The sequence below is a fragment of the Caulobacter sp. S45 genome, assembly GCF_903642205.1.
Taxonomy (GTDB): domain Bacteria; phylum Pseudomonadota; class Alphaproteobacteria; order Caulobacterales; family Caulobacteraceae; genus CAHJWH01.
In genome coordinates, this window is record NZ_CAHJWH010000100.1 from 1 (window position 1) to 12,002 (window position 12,002).

The window sequence follows — 12,002 nt, forward strand, 5'->3', positions numbered from 1 at the left end:
GCCCACGTCTGGGTGTCCAAAGGCGCGGGCGCGGTGGCGGCGGGGCTGGCGGCGGTGAACATCTTCGGCGGCTTCCTGGTCACCCAGCGGATGCTGGCCATGTACCGCAAGAAGGACCGGGCCAAGTGACCGGCCACGCGGCCTTTAACGCCTCGGCCCTGGGCTGGACCGGCTTGGCCGTGGGGCTGGCGGGCCTGGCCGCCTATGTGGTGGTCATCTTGCGCCAGCCCGAAGTGGTGCGGATGCTGAACGGTTCGGGCCTTATGTTGACCAGCCTGGCCCTGACCCAGTCATGCCCGATGATCGGCTCGGTCGAAGGCTCGACGGCCTTCCCGGTGCAGGCGGCGGTGGTCCTGCTGATCATGGCCGTCGTGGCCCAGGCGGCCGCGGGCCTGCGCAACCGGCGGGCCTGGGACGGGGTGGAACGGCGGCGGCCTGATATCGGCGTGTGGGACTCAGAGGGCGTGCGCTCGCGCGCGGCAGGGGAGGCCGGGGTGCGCTCGCGCCCGGTTGGGGAGGAACGCGCGTGAACGCCAACCTGGCGGCTATCGCCTACCTGATCTCGGGCGTCCTGTTCATCCTGGCGCTGCGGGGGCTGTCCAGCCCGGTGACCAGCCGGCGCGGCAATCAGCTCGGCATGATCGGGATGGCCATCGCGGTCGGCACCGCGCTCCTGACCCTCTGGGGCCAGGGCGCGCTGGACGCGGTCACCATCGCGCTCATCGTCGTGGGCGTGGGGATCGGCGGCGGCGCCGGCGCAGTCGTCGCCCGGCGTGTGCCCATGACCGCCATGCCCCAGCTGGTCGCGGCCTTCCACTCGCTCGTGGGTCTGGCCGCCTGCCTGGTAGCGGTGGCGGCCATCTATACGCCGGCGGCCTACGGCATCGGCCTGCCGGACGGGTCGGTGAAGCTGGAGAGCCTGATCGAGCTGTCGCTGGGCGTCGCCATCGGGGCGGTGACCTTCACCGGCTCCCTGATCGCCTTCGCCAAGCTGAACGGCAACATGAGCGGCGCCTCCATCCTGTTGCCCGGCCGCCACCTCATTAACATTGCCATCGCCATCGCGGTGGTGGTGCTCATCATGGTGCTGGTGGCGAGCGGCGGTCATGCCATCTGGGCCTTCTGGCTGATCTTCGCCCTGGCGCTGGCGGCGGGGATCACCCTGATCATCCCCATCGGGGGTGCGGACATGCCCGTCGTGGTGTCCATGCTGAACAGCTATTCGGGTTGGGCGGCGGCGGCGCTGGGCTTCACGCTGGAGAACACCACCCTGGTGATCACCGGCGCCCTGGTGGGCTCGTCGGGGGCCATCCTCAGCTACATCATGTGCAAGGGGATGAACCGCAGCTTCGCCTCGGTGATCCTGGGCGGCTTCGGCGGCGACGCCTCGGCGGTCGCGGGGCCGGGCGGCGCCAAGGAGACCCGCCCGGTCAAGCAGGGCTCCGCCGACGACGCCGCCTTCATCATGAAGAACGCGTCGAAGGTCATCATCGTCCCCGGCTACGGCATGGCGGTGGCCCAGGCCCAGCATGCCCTGCGCGAAATGGGCGACACCCTGAAGAAGGAGGGGGTGGAGGTGAAGTACGCCATCCACCCTGTCGCCGGCCGCATGCCCGGCCACATGAACGTGCTGCTGGCCGAGGCCAACGTCCCCTACGACGAGGTGTTCGAGCTGGAGGACATCAACGCCGAGTTCGCAGCGTGCGACGTGGCCTTCGTCATCGGCGCCAACGACGTCACCAACCCCGCCGCCAAGACCGACCCCACCTCGCCCATCTTCGGCATGCCGATCCTGGAGGTGGAACGCGCGCGCACGGTGCTGTTCATCAAGCGCGGCATGGCCGCGGGCTATGCCGGAGTGGAGAACGAGCTGTTCTTCCGCGACAACACCATGATGCTGTTCGGCGACGCCAAGAAGATGGTCGAGGGCATCCTGAAGGCGCTGTGAGGCGCCTGGCGCTTTGAGCCGCTTCACTTTCCCCGGCCTGGGCCGAGAGCGGCCGCCGGTCGTCACCTGGGTCTATGGCGGCCTGGGTCTGATCCCCTTCTTCGGCGGGGCTGTGGCCGCGGTGCTGTTCCCCGGTCTGGCTCTGGCCCAGCTGGAGCTGATCGCCTACGGGGCGCTGATCCTGTCCTTCCTGGGCGGCGGCCGCTGGGGACTGGAGATCGGGCGGCGGCCGGTCCGGGCGGTCGTGATCAGCGTCTCCATGCTGCCGACCATCGTCGCCTTCCTCCTGCTCATTGCCATGGGCGTGCCCAACCCATGGCGGCTGGTGGGCCTGTCGTTGGCCTTCCTGGCGCAATGGACGTGGGACGTCTGGTCGAAGGACATGCCCGCCTGGTATCCCTCGCTCCGCCACCTGCTCACCGCGGGCGCGGTCGGCTGCATGCTCGTGGGCGCGGCGGCCAGCGTCTAGGCTAGAGCGGGATAAAGCTTCTGTGAACCGAGCTGGGATTCACAGGCTGACGGTTGTCTGGTTCAAGCTTGATGCTGGGTCGGAGGCCAGCGCCGACGACCAGGCCCCTGTCGATGGATTGGCGGGCGCGGCTATGGCCCGGCTGGCGGCGGCAAGAGTGTGCGGGAGGTTGCAGCGGCGCTGAGCGTTGCGCCGTCGAGCGTGGTGGAGTGGTCGCAGCGGCGGCGATGGACCGGCGGTGTGACGCCGGGTCAGATCGGTGGTCCCGCCCACGACCGGATCGACGCGCCCTTTTCGATGTGCATTGGCCTTCGTATTGGCTTGAAAGTACCAGGCGATGCTGCAGGCCTGTCGGCGCCGACCGTCCCTCGCGCTCAGACGTCGAGGCTGGGCTTGCCAAGCTCGAAGGGTCTGCGGAGATAGCCGGCCAGCTCCGCGCCGAAGTCGTTCAGGGCGTCTGGCGCGTCCGCGCTGTGGATTTTGACCGTCTTGCGCGGCCAGTTGGGCTCGCCGGTCTTGCAGATCACCTCCAGCCACGATCCGCCGCCACCCTTGGCGGGCATCAGGCGTTCGACCCGGAACGCGGTTACGACGTCTAGGGGAATGACAAACAGCTGGGTGTGGCAGAAGATAAGCGCCCTGCCATCCGCCGACGCGCCGACTAGGCCGAAGGTTCGGGCGACGTGGTCTCCCGGCTCGCGAACGAACTCCACCTGAGCTTCCATGGGCGCAAGCTTGGTGACGTCTTCAGGCTGCATGCGGCGGTCGCCGCGGATCGGCGCGATCGCCAAGAAGCTCAAGAGCCAGGCCTCCTCCTGCGGGCTGGGCGTGGGGCGGAAGCCGGTCACCACCTCCACATGGCAGGCCGTGATCAGCCGGGGCTCGCGCTCGTGGGACGGATTGGTGAGCTTGGGCGACTGCAGCTCCGGTGGCCAGCTGGTCAGGCGCACCGAAGTGGCGCCCGCCCTCCACTCGCATTGGTAGGTGTTGTGGCGCACCGCAGGACGGGCGGGACCGAGCAAGGTGGACATCGCCTTTGCCGCGCGATCCACGTTCTTGTAGGCGTCCTCGCCATAGTAGGCAGCGCTGGAGAAGCGCCCCGCGGGATAGTCGGGCGAGAACTGAGGCTTCACCTGGATCGACAGGGGCCAGAGCAGCGTGCTCACCGGCCGGCCGGGGACCTCGACCACGTCCCACTGGTAAGCCGGATGTGGTCTCGCGTCATATCGCGCCATCAGCGCGGCGCGGGTCTCTCGCCAGGGCAGGCCAAGCTCATCCAGCGCCGCCAGAAGCGCGGCCCCCTCGCCTTGCGGCGGGCTCATCCGAGCTGGCTGATCCGGGCCGAGGATCCGGCGGCTTGATCCGGAGCGTTGCCGAAAGAGCTTCAATCGTCACCAAGGGCAAGGCGAGCCGGCGCCCGCGGCTGGCCGACCTCCCGGCCCGGGTCTATGCGGCGCGAGGTGTGACATCAAGTGTTCCCCCAAGAAGCGATCCGCCCACCATGAACGCTCCACGCCCAATCTCCTTGTCGCCGCCGACAAGCCTCATCGTCAGACGGACCGGACGGCTGGTGGCCATGGTGCATGAGCTGCACAAGGCGGGCTATCAACGACTGCGCGTCTCCCCCGGTATGTCGCCCAGCGGCATGCACTGGCGCTGTTCGATCACCTGCGCCTCCAACATGGAGCGCGATGGCTTCTCCATCCGCGACACCAGCCCCGCGAACGGCCTGTTCGCCGCTTACACGTCGGCGGACCCGGGTTACTTCGGCTGGGCCGGCGCGGAGACTTGGCCCGCCCGGGAGTTGGCCGTCCACTTCCTACAAGCTTTTCCGAAGCTAGCCGAGCACGGTGCGGGGCGAGATTGGACCTACGCCGGCTGGCTAACCGAACTGCTCGGCGTCGTCGAACAGGGCAAGACGGGTCGCTACCCGATCTTCTTCGCCGATTTCCCGATCGACTTGGACGCTCAATCCGTGCCGCGACCTCCGCCACCTTGAGCCGCGCCGCGTTTCCCGACGATCAGCTCTCAGGCTCGCCGCCCTTCCGGGAGCTCGCGTGCTGCAGGCGAGACGATCAAGCGGTTCTGCGCCCCTGGCTCCTGGCCCTCGCAAGCCGGCCCTTGCCGTCCACGCGCGCCCACGCGATCGCTGCATAAGGCGAAGAACGTCTATGTCGAGGCACGCAAACCGCGGCGATCATCATTGTCGAAGCGAGCGAAACCTTCCGCCAGGCCGGAGGCGAGACCTGACGGTCAGCCCGCCTTGCGAGCTCGCGGCTTAGCCGTGGCTGGTTTTGCGGCTTTGGCCTTGCTGTTCGGCTCGTCCTTGGCCGCGCCCTTGCCCTTAGCATTGAGGCTGGCGCGCAACGCCGCCATGAGGTCGACCACGTTGGTGTCTTCCGGCTCGGCGACCTTGGCGGGCGTGTGCCCCTTCTTCTTGTCTTCGATGAGCGCCTTCAGCGCCTCCTCGTAGCGGTCGACGAACCGGCTGGGGTCGAAGGGCCCTTCCTGCTGCTCGATGATCTTCTCGGCAATGGCGATCATGTTCGCATCGGCCGCCTTGTCGCTGATGCCGGCGAAGATCTCGTCAGGCTTGCGCACCTCCGCGTCGGTTCGGATCGTGTATGCCAGGATGCCCTTGTCCCTAGGCTCCAGCGCCAGGATGCGTTCGCGGGTACCGATCACCACCCGCGCCAGCGCGATCTGGCCGGACTTCTCCATGGCTGTGCGGATCACCCCGAAGGCCTCCTGGGCCAGCTTCCCGTCGGGGGCTAGGAAGTAGGGGTGGTCCCAGTATAGCCGGTCGATCTCGCCGCCGGCGACGAACCGCTCGATGTCGATGGTCTTGGTGCTCTCCAGCTTGACCGATGCGATCTCCTCGTTGCTGAGCAGGATGTATTCGCCCTTGGAGACCTCGTAACCCTTCACCAGCTCGGACCGGTCGATCGGCCCGGTATCCGGGTCGGTCGTGATCATCTTGATGCGGTTGTTGGTCTTGGGATTGATCAGGTTGAAGTGAACATCACCGCCCGAGCTGATCGCCGTGTAGAGAGCGACCGGGCATGTCACGAGCGAGAGCTTCAGGTGTCCTTGCCAAGTCGGGCGGTAAGCCATGTCGGGGTCCCCATGCGGCGTTACGACGTGCCGCGACGACTCGACTCAACGACGATGGAGGTGATTAGTTCGGCTCGGCCGCAACGCAACCTAGCCGCAGGCGGCGGTGTCGCCGGACTCCAGGTCGATGCGGAAGCAGTGCTCGTGGCCGCTGTCGAGTTCGCGCACGATGACGCTGATCTCGTGCTCGCCACCGATGGCGTGGAGGTCCTCGACATAGGCGACGGCCGCCGCCTCGAAGGAGCGCTCCTCCAGCACGCGGGCATGGTGCGCCTCGACATGGCGGGCGTGAACGCTGAACCGACGGGATTGGGACGCTTGGGGCATGGTGGTCTCCTGGTCTCCAAACACGCGACGGCGGATAAGGATTCACGTCGGGCGCCGGCGGTCGGATCATGTGGTCGAAGTGCTCGTTCATTAGCTTAGCCTGAGTCGGAGCAAGCCGTGGTCGCCACCAAGCTCGTGAGATACCAGGAGATGCGTGACTTCTCGCAGACGGCGGAGCCATCGGGGAAGGACGCCAGGGTCGTCCCATCCGAAGCGCTGCGCTTCGTCATCCAGAAGCATGCCGCCAGCCACCTGCATTTCGACCTGCGGCTCGAGTATGAGGGGACCTTCCGGTCCTGGGCCGTGCCCAAGGGTCCCTCGCTCGACCCCAAGGATCGGCGGATGGCGATGGAGGTCGAGGACCACCCCCTGGACTACGGCGACTTCGAGGGGACAATCCCCGAGGGCCAGTATGGCGGCGGGACGGTGATGCTTTGGGACCGGGGCTATTGGGCCCCGGAGAAGGGCTTCGAGAAGATCGGCGAGGCGCTGACCAAGGGCGAGCTGAAGTTGGTCATGGAGGGCGAGCGCATGCACGGTTCATGGGTGCTCGTGCGGACCAAGCGCGACAGCCGCGGCAAGGCAAGCTGGCTTCTGATCAAGCATCACGATGAGGGGGCGGTGGAAAGCGACCCCGGACCGACCGACGATGACCACTCCATCGCATCCGGCCGCACCATGACCGAGATCGCCAACGGGAAGGGGACGGCGGCCACGCCGTTCATGACCGCAAAAGGCGCGGCCGCCGGATCGGTCTGGCGGAGCGACCGGGATGGCAGCGCGCCGGCCGGCCTGATCCTTTCGAAAAAGTCGAAGGCCTCGCCTTCGAAGCCGACGAGCGTGGCCGCGCTCCCGGCCTTCATCGAGCCTCAGCTCGCCAAGTCGCTTGAGAAGCCGCCCTCTGGGCCGGGCTGGGCGCACGAGATCAAGTTCGACGGCTACCGCATGCAGCTACGCACCGTCGGCGGCGAGGCGAAGCTCCTCAGCCGAAGCGGACTCGACTGGTCGTCGAAGTTCCCAGAAGTGGTCGCGAGCGGCGCAGGCCTTCCTGACGGGATCATCGACGGGGAGGTGGTGGCGCTCGATCATACCGGCGCACCCGACTTCGCGGCCCTGCAGGCGGCCATCTCCAACGCCAGGACGAAGGACCTGGTCTTCTTCGTCTTCGACCAACTGTTTGCGTGCAAGGAAGATTTGCGGGCGCTCCCCCTCGCCGACCGGAAGGCGAAGCTCCAAACCCACGTCGCGGAGGCTCCGGCCAACGTCCGCTACGTCGATCATTTCATCACGGCCGGCGACGCTGTCCTGCTGTCGGCCTGCCGCATGGACCTGGAAGGCATCGTCTCCAAGCGGCTGGATGCGCCCTACCAGTCGGGCCGAAGCGAGAGCTGGGGCAAGTCCAAGTGCCGGCAAGGGCACGAGGTGGTGATCGGCGGCTGGACCACGAGCGGCGACGCCTTCCGCTCCCTGATCGCGGGCGTGAACCGCGACGGCGAACTCGTGCACGTCGGCCGGATCGGTACGGGCTTCGGCCGGGACGTCGTGGCGCGGATCATGCCGCGCCTGAAGGCGCTGGAGAGCGACGTCAGCTCTTTCAAAGGCAAGGGCGCGCCCAAGAAGGCGGCCGGCGTGCACTGGGTGCGTCCCGAGCTGGTTGCCGAAATCCAGTACGCCGGCTTCACAGGCGACGGCTCCATCCGGCAGGCTTCGTTCAAGGGCCTCCGGGAGGACAAGCCCGCGGATCAGGTGGAGGCCGAGACGCCGGCTCCCGCCACGACGGAGCTGAGCGAGCCGCAAGCGGCCACCGTCAAGACGAAGACCGTCATGCCGCGTGGATCGACGCCGGTCATGGGAATCACCATCTCGCACGCTGACAAGCCGCTCTGGCCGGACGCTGGCGACGGCAAACCGGTGACCAAGATGGAGCTGGCCCGGTACTACGAGGCGATCGGCGAGTGGATGCTGGCCCACGTCAAGGGGCGGCCCTGCTCGATGATCCGCATGCCGGACGGCGTCAACGGAGCGCAAAACTTCTTCCAGCGCCACGTCGCCAAGGGGCAGTCATCGCTGATCACCGAGGTGGAGGTCTGGGGCGACCGCAAGCCCTACATTCAGTTCGACCGAGTCGAAGCTCTGGTAGCAGCGGCCCAGACCGGCGCGCTGGAGTTGCACCCCTGGAACTGCGAGCCGTTCGAGCCCGAGCAGCCGGGTCGGCTGGTCTTCGACCTGGACCCGGCGCCCGACGTCGCGTTCGAGGTGGTGATCGAGAGCGCGCGCGAGGTCCGCGACCGCCTGGAAGAACTCGGCCTGGTCAGCTTCTGCAAGACCACCGGCGGCAAGGGCCTTCACGTGGTGACGCCGCTCGACGGCAGTAACGTCAAGTGGGATATGGCCAAGGCCTTCGCCCGCGACGTCTGCAAGGTCATGGCCGCCGACGCGCCAGACCGCTACCTGATCAACATGGCCAAGAAGGAGCGCACCGGGCGCATCTTCCTAGACTATCTGCGGAACGACCGCATGGCGACAGCCGTCGCGCCGCTCTCGCCGAGGGGGCGCCCAGGCGCGCCGGTCTCGATGCCGGTCACCTGGAGCCAGGTGAAGAAGGGCCTCGACCCCAGCAAGTATACGGTGCGGACCGTGCCGGGGCTGGTGAAGAAGCTCACCGCATGGGCCGACTACTGCGACGGCGAGCGGTCCCTCGCCAACGCCATCAAGCGGCTGGGCAAGGTCTGACGCTCGACCGATGGGCGTGACCAGCGCGGGCCTCCTTGTCTACCGGCGCATGGGCCCGCGAACCGAGTTCTTGCTCGCCCACCCGGGCGGCCCTCTGTGGGCCCGCAAGGATCTCGGGGCCTGGATGATCCCGAAAGGCCTGCTCGAACTGGAGGAGGAACCGCTCAGCGCCGCCCTGCGCGAGTTCCACGAAGAGACAGGGCTCCGCCCTCCGCCGATCACCCATCCGCTCGCACCCGTGCGCCAAGCCGGCGGGAAGACGGTGCTATGCTGGGCGGCCGAGGGCAACCTCGACCTCACCGCCTTCAGGCCCGGCGAGTTCGAGATGGAGTGGCCACCGCGATCGGGGCGACGCGCGAGGTTTCCGGAGATGGATCGCGTGGCCTTCTTTGACGGACCGGAGGCTCTACGACGCATCCTGCCGTCTCAGGCGCCGCTCGTGCGAGAGACCCTCGCGTTCCTGGCGAAGGGCGCCTAGTCGGTGAGGATCGCCACCTTCAACATCAACAACGTCAACACGCGGCTGGCCAACCTGCTCGACTGGCTTGGCACGGCGCAGCCCGATGTTGTGTGCCTGCAGGAGCTGAAGGCGGAGGACAAGGCGTTTCCGCTTAAAGCCATCGAGGCGGCGGGCTATGGCGCAGTGTGGCGAGGCCAGCGAACGTGGAATGGCGTCGCCATCCTGGCCCGCGGTGCGACGCCGGTGATCACACGCCGTTCGCTCCCCGGCGATCCGGCCGATGATCAGGCCCGCTACATCGAGGCGGCGGTGAACGGCGTGCTGGTAGCCTCGATCTACCTGCCCAACGGCAATCCGCAGCCGGGTCCGAAGTTCGACTACAAGCTGGCCTGGTTCGAGCGGCTGATCGTCCACGCCGGCGATCTCATGACGGCTGGTGTGCCCGTCGTCCTCGCCGGTGACTACAACGTCGTGCCGACCGAGGCCGACATCTGGCCGGGCCATCACGAGCGGGCGAACGCGCTGCTGCAGCCGCAAAGCCGGGCCGCCTTTCAGCGGCTGCTGGACCAGGGCTGGACGGACGCCTTGCGGGCGATGCAGCCCGACGGGCCCTTGTGGACCTTCTGGGGCTATCTGCGTCATCGCTGGCCGGATGACAAAGGCATGCGGCTGGATCATCTACTTCTAAGCCCCGATTTGGCGGAACGGCTGGTGGCTGCGGGCGTGAGCCGCGTGGCGAGAGGAGAGGAGGGAGCCAGCGACCATGCGCCCACCTGGATCGAGATCGATCAGCGCCAGGGACGGGTGTGAGGCGCTGCGGCGTCCGCGCGACCTGCCGGCCCGGCGAGACGATCAAGCGTGACGCGGTCGTCGCGAGCGCGCCGGCCGTGAGCGACGACATCAAGGGACCCGCTCGTGTCGGAGCCCACCATCTCGTGACGCCCGACGGCCGCTACTTCGTAGTCCGCGGTCGTCTCTGGCGCATGGCCAATCCGGCTCTGGATGACGATGCACGGCGGGCTTTAGTTAGCAGTTAATGCACGCCCGGGGCGCGGTGCGGACCGCGATCAGGATCGAGAACGAAGCTGCGAAAACTCAAGCCCACGCCGCGGTCGATGTTGCGAAACGCCCTGGGGGAGCGAGGTCCGGTCTGGTGGAGCGATGGCGCTCCCGATTTCAATCACCACATGGTACATAAAATGCGTTATGCAGCTTGGTCTGCGAGCCGCAGCCAAGGGTTGGAGGCCATGGGTCCAGCCACCACACCGGACATGCGCATCCGTAGCCATAGGAGCCGTTAGTCGCGACTCAGCCCGCTACCGTCATGCCCGGCAGCGCGTCCGTGCCTTTAGCGTGAAACCCACCCTGTTCAGACAGGGTCCACTCCGCCTCATCGATGGCCGTCTGCGTCCGCTTGTGGGTTGTCGGACAACGGACCTCCTCCCTTAGGCGTTCAAGGCAAGCGTCTGCGGAGGATGTCGAACAATGCCCTGTGAAACCGTCCATATCGTCCAGGCCTATGTCGCAGGGCGCGGGAGAGGACTTAGGGCCGAGCAGCCGGTCGGCTGCAAGGATGCGGCTGAAGCCGCCCGCAAGGCGGAGAGACTGGCGCCTGTCCGCGAGGGCGTGATCGCCTACAGCGTGTCCGCAGACGTCGAGATGGGCGACTACGACGACAACCCGGTGGTGCTCTTCAAGGCCGGCCGGCTGCCTCCGCCATGGGACGAAAGCTGACCGCCTGCGGAGACTGGACCTGATAGGATGGCTGAAGCCGCGCCGGGGGGAGCCGATGACCGTCGCCGTCCAGAGGATCACGCCGCCGCGCCGGCTTTCCGAAACCACAACCTCCCGGGCTCGCGCGTGCTTATCCAGATCAGCGGCAACGTGCTCGGCGTCTGGTCTGAACGAAGCTTCTAGGAGATGAGCTCAGATCACAGCGCCTTGGCGGCAAGGCGCTGTCCAGTCGGCAGCGGACTGAGGCGACCGTTCGGAAGAAACAAGCTGCAGCAGCGAAGGCTGGACGCCTGCTTGCCGATGCGATCTTCTAACCTCGTAGGGGAGCCATCATGATCCGGATAGACCGCAGACATCTCATCGCAAGCGTTGGGGCAGTATGCCTGGGCCCCGGCGCCAAGGCCGAGACTTTGGCGGCGGGCGTCCCGCCGGCTCCCGTCGCCAGGAAGGTCAAGGTCAAAGACGTCTACTTCGGCGAGACGGTCAGCGACCCATACCGCTGGATGGAGGACCCGAAAGACCCGGATTGGCTGCCCTATCTCAAGGCCCAGAACGCGCACGCCCGAGCGGTCCTGGACGCCATCCCTGCACGCGACCGTCTCGCCGCTCGGGTGCAGCAGCTATCGGGCGACACGGCCCTTACCTCGCGGGTGCAGAGAGTGGGTGGCAAGCTCTTTTACCAGCAGCGTCCGGTCGGCGCTGACAACTACAAGCTCTATGTCCGGGAGGGCGGCCGCGCGCGAGTGCTGGTGGATCCCACAGCGCTGGGCGGCGCCACGGGCCACGTCTCGCTCGACTGGTGGGAAGCCTCGCCCGACGGCGCCCGGGTGGCCTATGGCCTGTCGCCGAACGGGAGCGAGGACAGCGTCCTGCACGTGCTGGAAACCGCCACCGGGCGCGATCTCCCCGAGCGCATCCCCAACACCCAGTACACCAATCCGCAATGGCTGGATGACGGATCGGGCTTCTTCTACACTCAGCTGACCAGCCCGGTGGGCACGCCGGAGCGCTTCCTGGACGCGCAGGCGCGCTTCCACCTGATCGGCTCCGACCCCGCGAACGACCCAGTGCTGATGAAGCGCGGGCTCGACCCGGCAGTTGCGTACGACCGCATCCAGACCCCGGAAATCCTGACCTTCCGCGGAGCCGATCACGTCGTGCTCGTTCTCCGAGATGTACGGCCTGAGTTCAGGTGCCTGGTCGCGCCGATGATGGAC

General features: G+C 67.2%; 12 protein-coding genes and 1 pseudogene. 10 read left to right on the forward strand and 3 right to left on the reverse strand.

What is annotated here, in order from left to right:
• The 4 genes from HUV06_RS10585 to HUV06_RS10600 all read left to right on the forward strand — a co-directional run.
• Positions 1 to 129 (forward strand): proton-translocating transhydrogenase family protein (locus HUV06_RS10585; protein WP_174301240.1); only part of this gene is annotated, 129 nt, incomplete at its 5' end.
• The gene (locus tag HUV06_RS10590) at positions 126 to 530 is read left to right on the forward strand and encodes a hypothetical protein (RefSeq protein ID WP_174301241.1); all 405 of its coding nucleotides are present in this window, start codon (positions 126 to 128) and stop codon (positions 528 to 530) included. The genes HUV06_RS10585 and HUV06_RS10590, both read left to right, overlap by 4 nt.
• Entirely contained in the window at positions 527 to 1,948 is a 1,422-nt protein-coding gene (locus HUV06_RS10595) for an NAD(P)(+) transhydrogenase (Re/Si-specific) subunit beta (protein WP_174301242.1), read from the forward strand. The genes HUV06_RS10590 and HUV06_RS10595 overlap by 4 nt, the downstream gene beginning before the upstream one ends.
• Positions 1,949 to 1,961: 13 nt before the next feature.
• Positions 1,962 to 2,417 (forward strand): DUF3429 domain-containing protein, encoded by a 456-nt coding sequence (locus HUV06_RS10600; protein WP_174301243.1) that lies wholly within the window; start codon positions 1,962 to 1,964, stop codon positions 2,415 to 2,417.
• A 374-nt stretch (positions 2,418 to 2,791) separates the two neighbouring features.
• Here the strand turns inward: HUV06_RS10600 and HUV06_RS10605 are convergent, their stop codons facing one another.
• Entirely contained in the window at positions 2,792 to 3,739 is a 948-nt protein-coding gene (locus HUV06_RS10605) for a hypothetical protein (protein WP_174301244.1), read from the reverse strand.
• 35 nt (positions 3,740 to 3,774) lie between these two features.
• Between HUV06_RS10605 and HUV06_RS10610 the strand changes: the two genes are divergently transcribed.
• A complete protein-coding gene (locus HUV06_RS10610; protein ID WP_174301245.1) occupies positions 3,775 to 4,416 on the forward strand; it encodes a hypothetical protein in 642 nt (213 codons plus the stop codon).
• 254 nt (positions 4,417 to 4,670) lie between these two features.
• Here HUV06_RS10610 and HUV06_RS10615 read toward each other — a convergent pair whose 3' ends face one another.
• Together HUV06_RS10615 and HUV06_RS10620 are read right to left on the reverse strand one after the other, a co-directional pair.
• Entirely contained in the window at positions 4,671 to 5,531 is an 861-nt protein-coding gene (locus HUV06_RS10615; protein ID WP_174301246.1) for a Ku protein, read from the reverse strand.
• 90 nt (positions 5,532 to 5,621) lie between these two features.
• On the reverse strand, positions 5,622 to 5,858 hold the full coding sequence (locus tag HUV06_RS10620) for a DUF5961 family protein (RefSeq protein WP_174301247.1): 237 nt from the start codon (positions 5,856 to 5,858) through the stop codon (positions 5,622 to 5,624).
• 117 nt (positions 5,859 to 5,975) lie between these two features.
• On the opposite strand from HUV06_RS10620, the gene ligD reads away from it, so the two are divergent.
• The 5 genes and pseudogenes from ligD to HUV06_RS10645 all read left to right on the forward strand — a co-directional run.
• On the forward strand, positions 5,976 to 8,591 hold the full coding sequence (gene ligD, locus HUV06_RS10625) for a DNA ligase D (RefSeq protein WP_174301248.1): 2,616 nt from the start codon (positions 5,976 to 5,978) through the stop codon (positions 8,589 to 8,591).
• A 10-nt stretch (positions 8,592 to 8,601) separates the two neighbouring features.
• Positions 8,602 to 9,069 (forward strand): NUDIX domain-containing protein, encoded by a 468-nt coding sequence (locus tag HUV06_RS10630; protein WP_174301249.1) that lies wholly within the window; start codon positions 8,602 to 8,604, stop codon positions 9,067 to 9,069.
• A gap of 3 nt (positions 9,070 to 9,072) precedes the next feature.
• A complete protein-coding gene (locus HUV06_RS10635) occupies positions 9,073 to 9,861 on the forward strand; it encodes an exodeoxyribonuclease III (protein WP_174301250.1) in 789 nt (262 codons plus the stop codon).
• 675 nt (positions 9,862 to 10,536) lie between these two features.
• Positions 10,537 to 10,785, forward strand: coding sequence for a hypothetical protein (locus tag HUV06_RS10640; RefSeq protein ID WP_174301251.1), 249 nt, complete (start codon positions 10,537 to 10,539; stop codon positions 10,783 to 10,785).
• Between the two features lie 410 nt (positions 10,786 to 11,195).
• Positions 11,196 to 12,002, forward strand: a pseudogene (locus tag HUV06_RS10645) (hypothetical protein); the annotation flags it as partial.

Coding starts and splice junctions, on each gene's coding strand:
- HUV06_RS10615 (WP_174301246.1), bottom strand. CDS start 5,531: ATGGCTTACCGCCCGACTTGGCAAGGACACCTGAAGCTCTCGCTCGTG.
- HUV06_RS10620 (WP_174301247.1), bottom strand. CDS start 5,858: ATGCCCCAAGCGTCCCAATCCCGTCGGTTCAGCGTTCACGCCCGCCAT.
- HUV06_RS10630 (WP_174301249.1), top strand. CDS start 8,602: ATGGGCGTGACCAGCGCGGGCCTCCTTGTCTACCGGCGCATGGGCCCG.
- HUV06_RS10640 (WP_174301251.1), top strand. CDS start 10,537: ATGCCCTGTGAAACCGTCCATATCGTCCAGGCCTATGTCGCAGGGCGC.
- HUV06_RS10605 (WP_174301244.1), bottom strand. CDS start 3,739: ATGAGCCCGCCGCAAGGCGAGGGGGCCGCGCTTCTGGCGGCGCTGGAT.